Below are 17,471 nucleotides of genomic sequence, written 5' to 3' on the forward strand. Positions count from 1 at the left end.
GATTGAGATCATCTGCTCTTCCTGGAGCCGCGTAAATATTCTATCTAGAACACCGCTTTTGCTCCAACGGTTCATGCGAGTATATATGGAATGCCAGTTTCCAAAGTGCTTAGGCAATCCGCGCCACTTGCAACCTTGTTCTAGAACATACAAAATGGCGTTAATAACTTGCAGGTTATCTAGAGAGACATTGCCCCGCTGCCGAGGGAAGCTATCCGCGATGCGTTGATACTGCTCTCTGGTTATTTGCATACCAACAAGCTAGCCAGAGATTAGACAATGACAAGTAGAGTTAACAGGCCCTAGATCACAAGGCAGCCATGGCCAACTCCGGGCGTTTATCGGAAGCCGCCTTTCGGGCTGAGCTTGTTCCCAATATTTCGGAAAGTAACGTGTCGAATTCGTCCAGATCAATTGGCTTGGCTATATACCCGTTCATGCCGCTTTCGAGCAGCAATTGCTTGTGCTCCTCCAAGGCGCTGGCCGTGACGGCGATGATGGGTATGTCCGGGTCAACGCCCGGAGGCGGCGAGCGCCGGATGATCTTGGTGGCTTCCAGGCCGTCCAGCTTGGGCATCCGCCAGTCCATGAGCACAAGGTCGAAGGGTTCCCGCTGCAGGGCCTGCAGGGCTTCCAGACCATCCTGCACTCGCAGCACCTCATGCCCCCTGCGCCTTAGCAGCTCTTCGGCGAGCAGCGCGTTGACGTCGTTGTCCTCGGCCAGCAGCACCTTGACGCCTCGCCATTGCCTTAGGATGGTCGGTTGGGCCTGGAACGCCGGTGCCGGGGCTTGCACCACGGACCCGAAGGCGGCGGTGAAGGAGAACGTGCTGCCCTTGCCGACCTCGCTCTCGACTTGGATTCGGCCGCCCATCATGCGCACGAGTTCCTTGGATATAGCCAGCCCGAGACCCGTGCCGCCCTGCTCCAGATCGGGAGCGTGATGCACCTGGGAGAAGCTTTCGAAGATCCTGTCCAGTTTCTCCGCGGGAATGCCGACGCCGCTGTCGCGCACCTCGAACAGCAGGTGGGCACTTTCCGTTTCCTGCTGCCCCTGGAGTGCGACTTTGACCTTTATGCCGCCCTTGCGCGTGAACTTGATGGCGTTGCCGATCAGGTTGGTGAGCACCTGCCGCAGCCTGCCGGGATCGCCGAGCAGTTGGACCGGGACGGCCGGGTCCATGTCGCTCTCGAAGGCGAGCCCCCTTTGTGCGGCCATGATCTGCAGGGGCTTGAACGTGGCCTCCAGGGTCTGGCCGAGGTCAAAGTTGGTATGCTGGAAATCTATTTTGCCGGCCTCGATCTTGGAGAGATCGAGGATGTCGTTGATGATGTCCATCAGGTTTTCGCCCGACTGCCTGACCAGCTCCAGGCACTCCCGGACCTGCGCCTCGCTGCTCATGTCCAGCGCCAGCCTGCTCATGCCCAGCACGCCGTTCATGGGCGTGCGTATCTCGTGGCTCATGTTGGCCAGGAATTCGCTCTTGGCCCTGTTGGCCCGCTCGGCTTCCTCCTTGGCGAGTGTCAGCTCCTCTCTCTGCTGCGCCAATTCCCAGAATAGAAAATCGAGGGGCCTGCGCAGGCTCGTCTCCACCAGGGCCTTGTAGAAGAAGAAGTACGAGCCGACCTTCAGGACGTGTCCTAGAACGTTCAGGATGCCGTAGACGTCCACGTAGAGGGTGAAGGCCAGGTGGGCAATCACGGAGAGCACCATGGAGGCCAGGAGATATCTATAGACGTAAGGGGCGAAATTCTGGCGGCGAAGGTGCAGGAATGCCGCAGCGGCCACCAGGATGAGGCTGATGATGTACTCGCTCCAGACCTTGAAGGGGGTAAGGCCGACTCCCTCCACGTAGCATTCGGGGAACCACCCGATGAATACGCTTGCGAGCAGCGCCGCGGTCAGGGCGAAATAGGTCAGGAGCACCTTTTCAGCCCATAGCTTGCGGACGAGGAACACTGGAGCGATCAGCAGCGAGACGGCCTGCATGTAGCTGGAAACGATCCACAGCTCCGTGGCCAGATTGGCCCCATGGCCGGGAAAGACGTTCATGCCCTTGTAGGCCAGGATGTGCACGATATCCAGGACGGCTATGAAGAAGAAGGAGATACCGACAAAGGTGATGTAATGGTTGCGGGCGATGGCGCGCGTGTTCCAGGCCACGAAGAAGATGCCCAGGGCCACGGCCACGCTGAACATCTCCACCAGTCCGTGGAAGAGCAGATAGCTGTGGAGTCTGGTGAGGAACAAGCCGGCGATCGCCAGAGTCGCCAAGGCCAACAGGGGCGCCTGGCGATGGCGATCTTGCCGGTGTGCGGTAATATCGTAAGCCATTTCAATTGCCTATGGATAAAATATGATGGAAAGGCCTCCCGCGACGCAAGGCGACGAAAAGACCGGATGCGGTGGTCGAGTACTCGTCAGTGCTCTTGAGATTCCTTACTTAGAAAGCCCATCCAGTTCTGGCAAGTCAATTCCATATGATTTTGGTTTTTAACTTAGCCAGCCTCGGCGGCAGGCGGGAACCAGCCGAGGTCCGCCGCTCGCCTTTCCGGCGCGTTGCGATCCATGCGGCGCCGCTCGAAGCCGGAACGCCGGTCCGAGGGCAGCAGCCCGCCCACCTGGCGCTCCACGAGGTAGGCATAGTAGCCGCATCGCGCCAGCAACTCGTCATGCGTGCCGGATTCCTCTATGCGCCCGCCGCGTATGACGCAGATGCGGTCCGCGTCCACCACCGTGGACAGGCGGTGGGCAATGACGAAGGTCGTGCGTCCGCGGATGAGCCGCGCCACGGCTTCCTGAATGCGGGCCTCGGTTTCGGCGTCCAGGGCCGAGGTCGCTTCGTCCAGGATGAGGATGGGAGGCTGCTTGAGCAAAGCCCTGGCGATGGCGATGCGTTGGCGTTCGCCGCCGGACAGGCGGCTGCCGCGCTCGCCCACTGGCGTGTCGTAGCCCTGCTCGAGGGCTGTTATGAATTCATGGGCATTGGCCATGCGCGCGGCCTCCTCGATTTCCTCCCGGCTGGCCGAGGGCCGGCCGTAGGCGATGTTGTCGCGCACGCTCTCGTTGAACAATAGAGCTTCCTGGAGCACCACGCCGATCTGGCGGCGCAGGGTCTTCTGCCTGAGTCGTCGGACATCCAGGCCGTCCACGAGCACGGAGCCCTGCTGCGGGTCATGAAATCGTTGCAGTAGCGCCATGAGCGTGGTTTTCCCCGCGCCGCTCGGGCCTACAAGGGCGATGGTCTGGTCCGGCATGGCGCGCAGGTTCACGTCCTGCAATACAGGCGCACGGCCATAACAGAAGGTCACGTGGCGGAACTCCACCAGCCCGCTCAAGATTGGCGCGTCCACGGCGTCGGGCGCGTCGCCCAAAGCGTCCTCGCGGTCCAGGATCTCGAATATCTGGGAGAGCGAGACGCCCGCGGTCTTGATCGTGCGGTATATGCCCGTGAGCCCCTGCACAGGGCCGAACAGACCGCCCACGTAGCCCAGGAATGCCACCACCGTGCCCAGGGTGATGTCGCCCTGGTACACGAGCACTCCGCCCAGCCCGATGGCCGTAATGCGCGCCGCCGCCACCACCATGCCCTGTAGCGCGCCCACGGAGGTGTCGAAGCCCACGCCGCGCGTAACCACGCGGTTGGCTTCGCGCACCCCGCGCAGGAAACGGCGCTTCTCATAGTCCTCCATGGCGAAACTGCGCACTGTCATGATGCCAGAGAGCACCTCGTTGAAGCGGGAGTAGATGCCGGCCCAGCTGTCCAGGAGAATTTTCTCGCGCCGCGTCTGGTTCGGGGCGGACAGGGCCGCGATGATGGCCGGGAGAGGCGCGAAGGCCACCACCACCACGGTCAGCAATGCGTCCAGGCGCAGCATGGCCGTTAGTGCCAGGGCCAGGTAGAACAACGAGGGCAGCACGCTGAAGGATATCTCGCTCACCGCGCCGATGAAGCCCTGGATGGAGCGGTCCAGGCGGGTCATGATGGCGCCCACGCCCTCCTTGCGCTGGTAGTCCTGGGGCAGGCGGTGCAGTCGGCTCACGGTTTCGTCCAGGAGCCGGTAGTGGATGCGCAGGCGCGTGCGCCAGGTGAGCCAGTTTGACAAGGCCTGCACGATCTCGCGGCCAAGGGCCAGCCCGGCCAGCAGGGCCACACCGAAAAACAGCCCTTCGGAGGCCTGCGGCCCCGTGAGGCTGTCGAAAATGTATTTCATGACCAAGGGGTCCACGGCGCCGGCTCCGGCCACGAGCAGGGTCAGCACGAGGATCACGGCGGCCGCGGCGGCGTGCGGTCTGGCGAAGCTCATGGCCCGGGCCAGCAGGGACCAGCTGTTCATGGGCGCTCCTTTTCCCCAGTCAGGGGAAAGGCCATGCTACACCAGCCGGTGGCCTTGGTCCAAGAGAAGACGAATCAGGGCTGCCGCCCCGAACCCCGCCCGGGGGAGGCGATTTCCCCGGACCCCTGCAGTGCGGCAAGGGGACGATTGCATGGCATGCATTGCGGCGAATCGAGGCGGACATTGCGGCCCGATCCGGTCGGGAGGAACCTTCCGGATGCGGGCTGCACGACTCTACGGCGGAGTAAATTCTTGCATTTCACGGCATATAGTTACAGAAACTTAATGGGGAGGATATTGTCAGGAAAGCTAGGATGCTTACGATTTCATCGACATGCGCTGCAAAGGAGTAGATATGAGTCCACGCGTGCACAGGTTTTTCCCTATAGCCCCGATCTTGACCCTGACCCTCGCGCTTGTCACGGCCGCGGGCGTACAGGCTGCGAGCCTCCCCGAATTCACCGACCTGGCCGAGAAAGCCGCGCCGTCGGTGGTCAACATCAGCTCCAAGGTGGCGATGCCCGAAGGCGGGCCGGCCATGCGCCAGGGCCCCCAGGGACCCCAAGGTCCCCGAGGCCGCAATCCGTTGGAGGAATTTTTCCGCGACTTCTTCGGCGAAGGCATGCCCATGCCCAGGCCCCAGGCCTCCCTGGGCTCCGGGTTCATCATCTCCCAGGACGGTTTCATCGTCACCAACAACCACGTGGTGCAGGACGCCGCCTCCATTGAGGTGCTCCTGGATGACGGCAAGGATACCTATCCTGCCAAGGTCATAGGCACCGATCCCGAAACCGACCTGGCCCTGATCAAGATCGAGCCCAAGACTCGGCTCGTCCCGCTGGAGTTCGGCAATTCCGAGCAGGCCAAGGTGGGCGAATGGGTGCTGGCCGTGGGCAACCCCTTCGGCCTGGACCACAGCGTCACGGCCGGCATCATCAGCGCCAAGGGCCGGGTCATCGGCGCAGGGCCCTACGACAACTTCATCCAGACCGACGCCTCCATCAACCCCGGCAACTCCGGCGGTCCGCTCATCAACATGGCCGGCAAGGTAATCGGCATCAACACGGCCATCGTGGCCACGGGCCAGGGCATCGGCTTCGCCGTGCCGAGCGACATCGCCAAGAGCGTGATCCAGCAGTTGCGCGAACATGGCGAGGTACGCCGCGGCCTACTGGGCGTGGCCATCCAGGACATGGACGCCAACACGGCCAAGGCCCTGGGCCTTAAGGAGGCGCAAGGCGCGCTGGTGGCTTCTGTCAGTCCCGGAAGCCCGGCCGCCGAGGCAGGCATCCGGCAGGGCGATGTCATTACCCGCGTAAACGGCCAGCCGGTGGAGGACTCCCGCACGCTTACCATGCGCATAGGCGCCATGCCTCCGGGCGAGCGCGTGAAGCTCACGGTCTGGCGCGGCGGTAAGCAGAAGGAGTACACGGTCAAGCTGGCCAAGCGTTCGGCCGAGGCCCTGGGCCAGATGCAGCCCGGCCAGCCTGGGCCGCAGCAGCCCGGCGGCGAGCTTTTGGGCATGTCCATGCGCAAGCTTACGGACCAGGAAGCCAGCGCTCTGGGCGTGGAGCCGGGCCGAGGCGTGCTCGTACAGGCCGTGGCCCCCGGTTCGCCAGCCGAAGAGAACGGCGTTGCCCCCGGCGACGTGATCCTGGAGATCAACCAGCAGCCCGTGAACAACCCGGCCGAGGCTCAGCGCATCATCAACGAAGATGCCAAGCGCAAGGGCGTAGCCCTGCTGCTGCTCTCACGGCGCGGCCAGAACCTGTTCGTGACTATTCCCATGGGACAGTAAGGCCGACAGGCCCGCACATAGCACCCCATCGCCTCCTTCACACGACCAGCGGAAGGCCCCGGGAAACCGGGGCCTTGCCGCTTTGGCGGTCCGGCAAGGAACCCATCTTGTTTGTTTGCAAAAAGAAAAGCGGGGTCCAGGGCATCCTCTTATCTTGAAAGGCTCCCGGTGGGACGGGGTCCGGGAAGGGCAAAGCCCTTCCCGGTTATCATGCGGTATGTTTTAGCCCCTGGCCACGGGCAGCGGTCCAAAGGATTGGCAGGTGGGCATGACCTCAAGGCGGTTGATGTTCATGTGCGCGGGGAGCGTGCAGACCCACCAGATGCACTCGGCGATGTCCTCGGGCGTGAGCGGCTGGCATTTGTCATAGACCTTGCCGGCCTTCTCGGCGTCGCCCTGGAAGCGCACCAGCGAGAATTCGCTCTCGGCCATGCCGGGCTCGATGTTGGTCACGCGCACGCCCTTGCCGTGCAGGTCAGCGCGCAGGTTGCGGGAGAACTGCTTGACGAAGGCCTTGGTGGCTCCGTACACATTGCCCCCGGGATAGGGATAGTCGCCGGCGATGGAGCCCAGGTTGACCACGTGGCCGCGGCCTCGCGCCACCATGCCCGGCAGGACCAGCCGGGTCATGTGCAGCAGGCCCTTGATGTTCGTGTCCACCATGGTTTCCCAATCCTCCAGGCTGCATTCCCAAGCCGGCTCCAAGCCCAGGGCCAAGCCGGCGTTGTTCACGAGCACATCGATATCCCCGAAGCCCTGGGGCAGCGCATTCAGTTCGCGCTCGCAGGCGGCCTTGTCGCGAACGTCGAACACCGCCAGATGAACGGGCACGCCGGACAGCTCGGCGCGCAGGGCTTCCAGGCGCTCGTGCCGCCGGCCCGTGAGCACGAGACGCCAGCCGCCGGCGGCGAACTTTCGCGCGCAGGCCGCGCCGAAGCCCGCCGTGGCGCCTGTAATACAAATGGTCTTTGTCATTTTTTGCTCCATTGCTGTTTGTCGAGCTACGTGGGCAGGCTCCCATAAGCCTCGGATCGCTGATCACGTGCGGAGAGGTATCCTCGCCAAGCCTTTCCAGGTTTCCGTCCCTGCGAACGGAATTAGGCCTGGAATGCCGGAGTGGCATAGCCTGACTCCTTGCCCTTCTTGACGAAAAAGCCGACTTTAGCACAATCTGTCGGGAAGCGGAACAATCAGGATGCCTTGCGAGCGACCGGGGCCGCGAAAGATCATGCAGCCCGTGCGGCCGCATGTGGCGGAGCGTGGGATCGCTGGCGGGCCAGGTTTTTGCAGCTAGAATTGTGGCCGCGTGGCGGCCTCTGCGGTTGATGGATCGGCCGCAAGCTGCGGACAGGAACCGAAAGACTGACTTTCAGAGAGGTTGAGCGACGTGCAGCGACTCGTTATGATTATTGGCCTCGTGGCGGCTCTGACCGCCTGGTCCGTTTCCCCAGGCCTGGCTCTGGCCAAGCGCTCCTTCGCAGCCATGGACAAGGACCACGACGGATGGATTTCCTTCGAGGAGGTCTTTGTCACTTACCCCGGCGTGGACGAGGAATACTTCGAGACTTTTGACAAGAACAGGGACGGGGTGCTGGACGCGAACGAGTGGAAGCGCTTCGTGCCCCGTAGCCGATAATGGCGAGCGCGCCGACAGTTCGGCGCGCTCCGAGGAAAACCGCTTAAAGGATCAGGGACAGGCAGCTGCAGACGGCGGGATCGACCTTGATGGGGCGGTTCTCCAGCAGCCTGGAGCACAAGGTCGTCAACCACGGCCGCGAGGTCTTGATCTCGCTCAGCAGAATATGACCCGTGCCGTCGCGCACGGTCATCTCGAACTTGCCTATCTCCAGGTCGATGGGCTCGGATTCACCCTCCAGCAGCACCTTGGCCTTCAATGACTTTGTCTTTGGATCGAACTCAAGCTTCAACACCTTACCGTACCCTCGCGCTAGTGTCAGGTTGAGCGCTTTGCAGAGCATAAGCTGCAGCGCCTTGTGCGGTATCAGTCTCATTGCAAATCTTGCCTTCCTGCGTGGTGCACGCTCATGGTTTCAATGACCAGCGACCGCGCAAGTTTGCGGCAGCAGGTTCCGGTCCTCGAGCAAGGCCATGAGCCCGGCGCAGTCCCGAGCCAGGAAGTCCGGCCCGCTGGCGTGAAGCTCCTCCGGCAGGGTCCGTCCGCTGGCCACGGCCGCCGTGGCCGTGCCCGCGCGCCGGCCCGTGAGCACGTCCATGGGATGGTCGCCGATCATGAGCGCGGCCTCGGGCGGCACGGCCAGCCGCTCCAGCGCGGTCAGCAGGTGCTCCGGATCGGGTTTGACCCTTACCACGCTCTCGCGTGGAAGCAGGCAATCCACACGCTGGGCGATGTCCGGGAACACGGCTGTCACTGCGGGCGTGCAGTTGCGGGTAATGACCGCGGTGCGCGCGCCGCAGCCGCGCAATCGGGTGAGCATGGAGCGAGTGGTGGGGAAAAGGGAACCCTGCGACGCGGCCTTTATCTCCATGTCCATAATCAGGAAGCGGCAGCGGGTGTGGAACTCCAGGGAGAGTTCCCGGCCGTGGCGGGACATGACCGTGGCGGCCAGCTGTTCGACCCATTCCAGGGCGGGCAGGCCGTCGGGCGAGATGGATTCTTCCAGGAAGACCTCGGCCAGGGCCGCCAGCCGCTGCTTCATGAGCGCGAAATCGATGGTCAGGGCGGCCAGGGTGCCGTCGAAATCGAAAATCAAGGCCTGAAAGGGTGTGCTGCGCATCGGACTCAATTGGCCATTAGGTCTCCCGGAGTCAAGAGCGGTCAGATGTCGAAGTCAGCCGCCAAGGCTGGCCTCGGGCCGAAAGGTGCGTTACACGAGTATGGTTGGGCCTTCGCGAACCAGAGACCGCGCGCCTTCGGGCCGCCAGGCGAGCATGTACGACCTCATCGTCATCGGAGCCGGGCCGGCCGGATCCATGGCCGCCCGTCAGGCCGCCCAGTCCGGCCTCAAGACGCTGCTCCTGGACAAGGACCTGTTTCCCCGCGCCAAGCCGTGCGGCGGAGGGCTTACCCTACGCGCCCTCGATGCCCTTGCCTCGGTGGGGCTCCGGCTTCCCGAGTCCGTGATCGAGCGTCCGCTCATGGGTGCGCGCATCACTATCGCGGGCCGCAGCGTAGAGGTGCGCAAGCCCTGGCCCGTGGCCGTGACGGTGCTGCGCGAGCGTTTCGACAGCCTGCTGCTGCATGCGGCGGCGGCCGCCGGCGCACGCGTGGAGCTGGGCCGGCGGGTGGAGGCCGTGACGCAGGACAGGAGCAGCGTCGCCATCAGCGCTGGCCGCGAGACGTGGTCGGGCCGCCTGGCCGTCATCGCCGAGGGCGCGTCCGGCAGGCTCAAGCGAGTGGTGCGGCCGATTAACGGCGAGCGTTTCTGGATCTGCGTGAGCACGGATTCGACTCTGAACGGCCAAGTGGACGACCACGGCCTCATGCACATCGAAACCGGCCTGACCCGCACGGGCTACGCCTGGATATTCCCCCGCCGCGAAAGCGCCAGCGTGGGTCTGAGCGCCATGCCCGGACATTGCCATGGTCCCCGGCGGATTCTGGGCGGCTATCTCGGCGGACACGGATTCGACGCGGACCTGCCCCTGCGCGGGCACATAGTTCCCCTGGGCGGCCTCAAGCGGCGTCTGGCTTCGGGTCGAGTGCTGCTGGCCGGCGACGCGGGCGGCTTCGCCGACGCCTTCACCTGCGAAGGCATAGCCTACGCCCTGCTCTCGGGCGCGGCAGCGGGACATGCCGCGGCCCTGGCCCTGGCACATGGAGATCTGGATAAAGAAAAGGACGGGGCGGGTGGGCTGGAACGCATCTACACTGACCTGTGTCGGCCGCTGCTGCGCCAACTGCGCCATTCGCTTCTGGCTCTGCGTATCCACGACCTGCTGCCCGCCAGCTTGTATCAGGCCATTCTGCTGGATCCGGGTTGCCTGTCGGCCTTTTTGGACGTGGCCGCGGCCAAGCGCGGCTACCCGAGCTTCCTGGCCTACATCGCCCGGCGTCTGCCCGGCTTGACCCTCAAGGCCCTGCCCGACGCGTAGCCGTTCAGGAAACCGAAGGCTGCCAGCCTGCCATCGTCCTGCGCGAGTGCCTGGCTTGCCCCAACCTCGTTCCAGCCCTATATGAATGTTCCATTGGCCTGTCGGAGAATCGTTTCCAAAACAGCCAAGGACCAAAGGAGGCCCGGCCCATGCTGAAACGAATGAAGCGCACCGTGCGCGAGGTCATCCACGACCGGCCCGGAGCGCGTTTTCGCAACTACCACCGCCGGAGCAGGGACAGCCAGATGCACCCCGCCCGGCGCACCATGTACTACGTCCTTGCCGCCGTGCTACTAGTCGTGGGTGCGGTGTTGTCCGTGCTGCCCGGCCCGGCCTTTGTCTTCTTTCTGCTTGCCTTTGCCATCCTCGCCGCCCGTTCGCGCCGCGTAGCCTGCCTGCTCGACCGCGCGGAGATCCAGGGCTGGCGCATCGTGAACAAGTTCCGCGCCAGATAAGGCGAACCGCATAAGAACTGGGAAGGGCTTTGCCCTCCCAGACCCTGATTTATTTCCCCGCCGCTGGACGCACCCGCTACGTTCCACTATAACTGGCCGATGCTGGGAATACCCGAAAGAGCCTTGCGCAACGGCATGGTCCTCCCGCCGGTCACGGAACGTCCCAGGACCCAGGGACGTTCCGGGCCGGACCGCTGGACCATGCTGACCTTGTACGGCTGGTGGAGCCTCGTCTTTTACCGAGTTTTCGCCGACCTGGCTTCCGAGGTGCGGCGCTACTACATCAGCTATCTGTGGTGGGTTTTCGAGCCTGTGCTGAACATGGCCGTGCTCTATCTGGTCTTCGGCATCTTCATGAACCGCGATACGCCGAATTTCGTGCAGTTCCTGCTCGTCGGGGTGAGCGTGTGGAAGTGGTTCGGGAGCACCGTGGCCAATGGAAGCAACTCCATCATCAACAGCAAGGGCATCGTGCTCCAAGCCTACCTGCCCAAGAGTTTCTTTCCCATGGTCGTGGCCCTGACCGACTACTTCAAGTTCCTCATCGTGCTCGGCCTGCTGCTCCTGTTCCTGTGGGCCACGGGCTTCCCTCCCACAAGAGCCTACCTGGCCCTGCCGGCGCTCATGGCCGCCCAATTCCTGGTTTGCTACGGCCTAGCCGCGGTGCTGGCTGCGGTGGTTCCCTTTGTCCCGGACATGCGTTTCCTCGTCGCCACGGCGCTGCAGGTGGGCTTCTTCGTCTCGGGCATCTTCTTCGACATCCGCACGGTGCTCCTGCCCAAGCACATGCTGGTCTTTCATCTGAACCCCATGGCCACGCTCATCGCCGGTTACCGTAGCGTGCTCATTGAAGGCGCCTGGCCAGACGCGCAGGCCCTGGCCTTCGCTGCGGCCGTCGGTCTGGTCTTGTGCCTCGTCGCCGCGCTCTTGCTTGCGCGCCTGGACCGAGTTTATCCCCGCATTCTGTAGTGCTTAGGCATCCAAGACCAGGATGATATTAGGGGCCACGGCTTCCTGGAAACGCGAATAATTGCAGTATTGCGCAAAAGGGTTTGCAGCATCCGAGGAGGAGCTCCGGGAGCGCGGCAAGACCATGCGATTTTGCCTACTCCCGCTCCATGCACTAGATCCGTTTGGATTTGACCTGGGCGAGGGCGCCGCCTCTCTTAGACTCTCTCCCGCCAAAGAAATGATTTCCCTGCACCCTCATTTTATTTGCAAGGTGCTTTAACCGTTGGTTTGGCCGAAGCCAAAAGCGTTCGCATACGAAAGAGGCGGTATCATTACGAGATGGGGAAGAGGCCGTGGAGATACATCCTGAAGGCGGCAAACCCCGTCGAGGCATAGCTTGACGGGGTTTGCCGGGGGCTGTCGCCCCCGTGGCTGTTAGAGGATGCTGGCTACTGCAGAAGGAGCATGTTCGGCACGGAAATGGGGCAAGGCCTGTGCTCGCCGCTGGCGACGGAGACCTGCTGCAGAATCACGTCGCTGGCGGTGCTGATGGTGAAGCCGATGGTCAGGTTGTTGGTGGGGATGTTCAACCCCTGCAGGCTCGTGGTGTTGAAGTCGAAGGTTACGGGCAGAGGCTCCATGTTGTAGCCTTCGGGGAAGGTCGGCCAGCCGCTGAACTGCACGGAGCCCACCTGCGCGCCCATGTAGCCGGAGCCCATGTCGGCCCATATGGGATGGTCGTAGCGCGGGCGGAAGTTAGCGGGCTTGATGGTCTCATGATACGGGTATGCGCCCGTGAACGGAGCCTGCAGCGGAGCCGTGAACCTGTGCAGCGGGTACAGCCCCGCGTCGCGGTTGAGACCGAACTGGGTATTGCTGACATACGTGTCGATGGGCGTCCAATCCGTCTTGTCCGGATTCATGACCACCACGTATTCCCACACGCCGTCGGAGTTCGTGTCCAGGAACAGGTCGCCGGGATACAGAACGAACCACACGTTGCGCCACAGCTCCTCGGTCCAGTCGGCTTCCCGCGTGATCACGATGTTGAATTGCACTGAATCGAGCCCGTCGGTGGCGCTGGCCACGCCGCCGGTTATGTCGGGCGTGCCGTAGTGGTCCTGGGTGTTGTGGTCGGTCGGTTCGGGATACGCGTCCTCGGCCTCCGGAGAACCTGGCCAGTAAATGGTCCCATCACCGAATGTCGACTCCGCCGCATAGGCTGGAGCTGCAAGGAAAGCGCCCATGATCAGGGCCAAGATGAAACGTGCCATGTTTTTCCTCCCCTAACCCTTGTGCATACGCATGGGCGCAGCCATGCGCACTGCTTTGTCGGTTTCGGGCGGAACCCAAGCGTACCCTCCTGCGCCAAACCGCTTGTGTACGGCTCCACCCGTATGCTTGTTGTATGTAAGCTCAGGGGTCGGAGCCATGATTATAAGCCGAAACCTCTTTCAAGGTCCTGCTGATCCCGAGACGACAAAAAAGAGTGAGCCCGGCCAAGGTGGCCGGGCTCACGGGGCTGGATTATACTTGGGGGCACTTTGCAAACGAGTTGCGCGGGTCCAGGGGGTCGTTACCCCCTGGTGGGTGGGGTATGGGGAGGGCAAAGCCCTTCCCAGTTCATGCTCCGTATGCTTTAACCGCAGCCCTCTCCGCCTCCGGAGCAGCCAGCGGCGCAGGTCTTGCGTTTCTTGGGCCGCAGGGCCTGCAGGGCGCGTGGATCGACCGAGTTGTACACGGCGTCCAGGGCCTCCTCGATGAAGCCTTCGGTTTCCACGGGCAACAGGCCCTGCTCTTCCATGATGGCGCGCGGGGTTTCGCCCAGCCGAGCCACGAGTACGGCGCGGCAGTCGCTCAGGGAATCGGCCAGGGCGTACCAGCGCTTGGGTCCCGCGCCGATGTCCGGGGCAGGGCGCTCCTCGATCATCTCGTAGCCGTTGTCCGTGCGCGTCCAGATCTGGAATTTCTCGGACTCGCCCAGGTGCTTGTTGACCAGCAGGCCTTCCAGCGAGGCCACGGCCACGTGCGGACGGTCAAAAGCATGTGCGCGCGCGGCGGATACGGCCGAGGCCACGGGCAAGGCTTTCAGGCCGCCGCAGGCGCTGTCCTCGGTGCGGCCGCACTCGGACAGGCAACCGGCGAACTCGCCCGAGCGGTCGTTGCCCAGCAGGCCCACGGCGTCGGCCCGGCAGCGGCGACAGTGGCGCATCTGCGGCAGGTGTTGCTCGGCGGCCTTGCGGAGTTTTTCGACAAAAGCCTTATCCGGCTCGCGGATGCCTTCGAAAGGCGTATCGGCCGTGGGATGCAGGGGCATGACGTTGAGCATGTCCACGCTCATGCTGGCCATGGCCTTGGCCAGCTCCTCGATATGCCCGTCGTTGTAACCGGGCGTGAGGATGGTGTTGACCTTGACCGTGATGCCGCGCTCCTTGAGGCCCCGGATGGATTCCAGCTGGCGCATGAGCAGCAGCTCGGCGGCCTCGCGGCCGTGCAGCGTGCGCTCGCCGTCGCGCACCCAGGAGTAGAAGCGCTTGCCCACGGCCGGGTCCACGGCGTTGACCGTCACGGTCATGTGCGTGATGCCGGCGTCCTTGACCCGGTCCAGGTATGGCGGCAGGCCCAGGCCGTTGGTGGACACGCAGAAGAGCATCTCGGGATGGCGCTCGCGGATGAGCCGGATAGTCGCCAATGTCGCCTCGGCATTGGCGAAGGGGTCACCGGGACCGGCGATGCCCACCACGGTGATGCGCGGCTCCTTTTCCAGCACGCGGTCCAGGTAGGCCGCGGCCTGCGGCGGCGTGAGCACGCCCGAGGTCACGCCCGGCCGCGATTCGTTCACGCAGTCGTACTTGCGGTTGCAGTAGCGGCACTGGATGTTGCACGCGGGCGCCACGGGCAGGTGGATGCGGCCGCACTGGCCGGATACGCTCTTATTGAAGCACGGGTGGCGCGAGATATCGGGCGTCATGGTCATGGCGAGTCTCCTCTAGATATACATGAAGCCCACAGGAGATTCCTCCTGGCGCTTCTCCAACACGGCGTTGACGATGCGGTCGAACAGCTCCTGGGTTCCGGCGTAGCCGATGTGGCGTACGCGCTGCGCGCCGAAGCGGTCGTGGATGGGGAAGCCCACGCGCACCAGCGGGATGTTCAGCTCGCGGGCAAGCACGCGGTAGCCCTTGGAGTTTCCGACCACGATATCAGGCGCGAGTGTTTTGGCCTGGTCGACGATATCGTAGAAGTCCACGCCCTTGAGCGCCAAGGGCATGGGCACGAGCCCTTCGGTCACGGCCGCGACCTCTTCTTCGAAGCGCGCGGGCTCGCCGCCCGTGGCCACGAGCACGGGATGGATGCCGACCTCGGCCAACAGGGCCGTCAGGCCCACGGCCAGGTCCTCCTCGCCGTAGACCACGGCCTTTAGGCCCGAGATGTACTTGTGCGCATCGACCATGGCGTCCACCAGGCGACCGCGCTCCTTGACCAGGGCCTCGGGCGCTGGGCGGCCGGAGATGTGCTCCAGGGTCTGCACAAACTCGTCGCTGGCGCGCAGGCCCATGGGCAGGCCCATGCGCTGCAACGGCACGGCGTGCGTGTCGCGCAGCACGCTGCCGGCCAGGAGCGAATCCTTCTGGCAACGCGAGAATTCGATACAGGCGCGCGAGCCGCCCAAGGCCTTGATGGCAGCCACGGGCGTGCCGCCGGGGGGCAGCTTCTCGTAATCGGCCGCGGCCGTGCCATCGAGAGACTCGGAGTAGTCGGGCAAAAGCGTTATGGGCAGGCCGAAGTCCGCGAACAGGGCCTTGAGCCCGCGCAGGTCCTCGGCCGAGACGAAGCCGGGCAGGCAGGCCACGGGACCGTGCTTGGGGCCGAAATCAGACTCGGTGAGCTGCTCGACCACCGCGCGCACGGCGGCGTGGAAGCCTTCCATGTGCGTGCCCTCGTAGGAGGGCGTGGACACGTGCACCAGCTCGGGCAGCTTCAGCTCCTGGCCGAACTCGGCGCGGAACTCGCGCAGGATCTGGCCTACGTCGTCGCCGATGGTTTCGGTCAGGCAGGTCGTGGCCACGCCGATGACCTGCGCGCCGTACTTCTGCATGACGTTGAGCAACCCCTTCTTGAGGTTCGGGCCGCCGCCGTAGACCGCATGCTTCTCGCCGAGAGCCGAGGACGCGATGTCCACGGGCTCGCGGAAATGGCTGATGACGTAGCGCCGCATGTACGTGGCGCAGCCCTGGGAGCCGTGCAGGAAGGGCACGCAGCCCTCGATGCCCCGGAAGGCTACTGCCGCGCCAAGGGGCTTGCACAGCTTGCAGGCGTTGGTGGTGGAGACGTAGGGCTTGCCGTCCTTCATGGCCTAGGCCTCCTCGTTGGTTGCGGTAAATGTTTCGCTGGCTGGGGCCTTGCCAATGGGCACGCCGGAGCGGCGGGGCGTGAAGCGCCAGACTGGGCAGGTTACGGTGCGGTGGACCTCCAGGGCGAAGTTGTACATGCCCTCGAAGCCCTCCAGGGCCAGCTTGCGTTCGTGGTTGTGGTCGCAGAAGCCCACGCCGAGCTTGTAGGCGATGGGCCGTTCCTTGACCCCGCCCACCAGGATGTCCACGTCCTTGTCCTTGACGATGCGGGACAGTTCCAGCGGGTTGGCGTCGTCGATAATGATCGTGCCCTCGTCGGTGATCTCGGCCAGCTCTTTGTAATCTTCCTGGGTGCCGGTCTGGGAGCCGACCATGACGGTCTTCATGCCCAGGTGGCGAAAGGCCTTGACCAGGGAGAAGGCCTTGAACGCGCCGCCCACGTAGATGGCGGCCTTCTTGCCTTCCAGGTCCTTGCGCAGGGCCTTGAGCCTGGGCATGAGCCCGGACAGCTCGTTGCGCACCAGCTCCTGGGTGCGGCGCAGGATGTCGGGGTCGTGGGGCAGGAAGACCTTGGCGATGTCGTACAGGGCCTGGGCCATGTCCTCGATGCCGAAGTAGGACACGCGCATGAAGGGCACGCCGTACTTGTCCTGCATGATCTTGGCGAGGTCCATGGTCGAGCCCGAGCACTGCACCACGTTGAGCCCCGCGCCGTGGCAGCGGCGGATGTCGTCTACCCGGCCGTCGCCCGTGATGTTGGCCACGACCTGGATGCCCATCTTCTTGAAGTATTCGCGCACGAGCCAAATTTCGCCGGCCAGGTTGAAGTCGCCCAGGATGTTCACGGACATGGGCGATATGCCCGTGGTGTCGCCCGTGCCCACCAGCCTGGCCATGGCCTGGCAGGCGGCCAGGTAGCCGGCGCGCTTGTTGCCCTTGAAGCCTTCGGACATGACCGGGATGACCGGGATGCCTTTCTCCGCTGTGACCTTGCGGCACACGGCCAGAATATCGTCGCCAATAAGGCCCACGATGCAGGTCGAGTAGACGAAAGCGGCCTTGGGCTGGTGGCGGTCGAGGAGTTCGACCAGTGAGGCGTACAGCTTCTTCTCGCCTCCGAAGATGACGTCCCTTTCGCGCAAGTCGGTGCTGAAGGACAGGCGGTGCAGCTCCGGCCCCGAAGACAACGCGCCGCGGATGTCCCAGGTGTAGGCCGCGCAGCCGATTGGCCCGTGAACCAGGTGCAGGGCGTCGGCGATGGGGTAGAGCACCACGCGCGAGCCGCAGAACACGCAGGCCCGTTGGCTGACCGCCCCGGCGAGGCTGTCCTTGTTGCAGGCGATCTCGAAGGCCGTCTCGGCGTTCGTGACCTGTATCTGGTCCTGGCGTTCCTCGAAGATGGTTTCCATTTTCGGCTCCTTGGGCCGCTTTTCCGGGTCGACTCCCGCAGGCAGGCTCGCCTGCCGTCACGAACCCCCCGGCCCTTGCGACATCCTGTTA

General features: G+C 63.9%; 15 protein-coding genes. 5 read left to right on the forward strand and 10 right to left on the reverse strand.

What is annotated here, in order from left to right:
- The 3 genes from H585_RS22665 to H585_RS0114925 all read right to left on the reverse strand — a co-directional run.
- On the reverse strand, positions 1 to 252 hold a 252-nt coding region (locus H585_RS22665), incomplete at its 3' end, for a transposase (RefSeq protein ID WP_138708205.1).
- 55 nt (positions 253 to 307) lie between these two features.
- Complete coding sequence (locus H585_RS0114920; protein ID WP_027368394.1) at positions 308 to 2,335, reverse strand: MASE3 domain-containing protein; 2,028 nt, start codon at positions 2,333 to 2,335, stop codon at positions 308 to 310.
- Between the two features lie 164 nt (positions 2,336 to 2,499).
- A complete protein-coding gene (locus tag H585_RS0114925; RefSeq protein WP_027368395.1) occupies positions 2,500 to 4,338 on the reverse strand; it encodes an ABC transporter ATP-binding protein in 1,839 nt (612 codons plus the stop codon).
- A 355-nt stretch (positions 4,339 to 4,693) separates the two neighbouring features.
- Between H585_RS0114925 and H585_RS0114930 the strand changes: the two genes are divergently transcribed.
- Complete coding sequence (locus H585_RS0114930) at positions 4,694 to 6,136, forward strand: DegQ family serine endoprotease (protein ID WP_027368396.1); 1,443 nt, start codon at positions 4,694 to 4,696, stop codon at positions 6,134 to 6,136.
- Positions 6,137 to 6,358: 222 nt separating this feature from the next.
- Here H585_RS0114930 and H585_RS0114940 read toward each other — a convergent pair whose 3' ends face one another.
- Entirely contained in the window at positions 6,359 to 7,111 is a 753-nt protein-coding gene (locus H585_RS0114940; RefSeq protein ID WP_005984842.1) for an SDR family oxidoreductase, read from the reverse strand.
- Positions 7,112 to 7,523: 412 nt separating this feature from the next.
- Here H585_RS0114940 and H585_RS0114945 point away from each other — a divergent pair, with 412 nt between their 5' ends.
- Positions 7,524 to 7,772 (forward strand): EF-hand domain-containing protein, encoded by a 249-nt coding sequence (locus H585_RS0114945; protein WP_027368397.1) that lies wholly within the window; start codon positions 7,524 to 7,526, stop codon positions 7,770 to 7,772.
- A 43-nt stretch (positions 7,773 to 7,815) separates the two neighbouring features.
- On the opposite strand, the gene H585_RS0114950 is transcribed toward H585_RS0114945, so the two are convergent.
- Both H585_RS0114950 and H585_RS0114955 read right to left on the reverse strand, forming a co-directional pair.
- The gene (locus H585_RS0114950) at positions 7,816 to 8,148 is read right to left on the reverse strand and encodes a hypothetical protein (protein ID WP_027368398.1); all 333 of its coding nucleotides are present in this window, start codon (positions 8,146 to 8,148) and stop codon (positions 7,816 to 7,818) included.
- A gap of 39 nt (positions 8,149 to 8,187) precedes the next feature.
- Positions 8,188 to 8,892, reverse strand: coding sequence for an HAD family hydrolase (locus tag H585_RS0114955; RefSeq protein WP_027368399.1), 705 nt, complete (start codon positions 8,890 to 8,892; stop codon positions 8,188 to 8,190).
- 154 nt (positions 8,893 to 9,046) lie between these two features.
- Between H585_RS0114955 and H585_RS0114960 the strand changes: the two genes are divergently transcribed.
- The 3 genes from H585_RS0114960 (at position 9,047) to H585_RS0114970 (ending at position 11,634) form a co-directional block, all read left to right on the forward strand.
- Positions 9,047 to 10,210, forward strand: coding sequence for a geranylgeranyl reductase family protein (locus H585_RS0114960; protein WP_027368400.1), 1,164 nt, complete (start codon positions 9,047 to 9,049; stop codon positions 10,208 to 10,210).
- Positions 10,211 to 10,359: 149 nt separating this feature from the next.
- Entirely contained in the window at positions 10,360 to 10,665 is a 306-nt protein-coding gene (locus H585_RS0114965; RefSeq protein WP_014259078.1) for a PGPGW domain-containing protein, read from the forward strand.
- A gap of 135 nt (positions 10,666 to 10,800) precedes the next feature.
- On the forward strand, positions 10,801 to 11,634 hold the full coding sequence (locus H585_RS0114970) for an ABC transporter permease (RefSeq protein WP_244432567.1): 834 nt from the start codon (positions 10,801 to 10,803) through the stop codon (positions 11,632 to 11,634).
- Between the two features lie 431 nt (positions 11,635 to 12,065).
- Here the strand turns inward: H585_RS0114970 and H585_RS0114980 are convergent, their stop codons facing one another.
- The 4 genes from H585_RS0114980 to nifE form a co-directional block, all read right to left on the reverse strand.
- Complete coding sequence (locus H585_RS0114980; RefSeq protein WP_014259075.1) at positions 12,066 to 12,890, reverse strand: hypothetical protein; 825 nt, start codon at positions 12,888 to 12,890, stop codon at positions 12,066 to 12,068.
- 365 nt (positions 12,891 to 13,255) lie between these two features.
- A complete protein-coding gene (gene nifB, locus H585_RS0114985; RefSeq protein WP_027368402.1) occupies positions 13,256 to 14,593 on the reverse strand; it encodes a nitrogenase cofactor biosynthesis protein NifB in 1,338 nt (445 codons plus the stop codon).
- Positions 14,594 to 14,605: 12 nt separating this feature from the next.
- Positions 14,606 to 15,970 (reverse strand): nitrogenase component 1, encoded by a 1,365-nt coding sequence (locus H585_RS0114990; RefSeq protein WP_027368403.1) that lies wholly within the window; start codon positions 15,968 to 15,970, stop codon positions 14,606 to 14,608.
- Between the two features lie 3 nt (positions 15,971 to 15,973).
- Positions 15,974 to 17,380: a nitrogenase iron-molybdenum cofactor biosynthesis protein NifE gene (gene nifE / locus H585_RS0114995; RefSeq protein WP_027368404.1), complete on the reverse strand. Its 1,407-nt coding sequence runs from the start codon at positions 17,378 to 17,380 to the stop codon at positions 15,974 to 15,976.
- Positions 17,381 to 17,471 lie beyond the last annotated feature (91 nt).

The sequence above is a fragment of the Desulfocurvibacter africanus subsp. africanus DSM 2603 genome (assembly GCF_000422545.1).
In the GTDB taxonomy this organism is placed as follows: Bacteria; Desulfobacterota; Desulfovibrionia; order Desulfovibrionales; family Desulfovibrionaceae; genus Desulfocurvibacter; species Desulfocurvibacter africanus.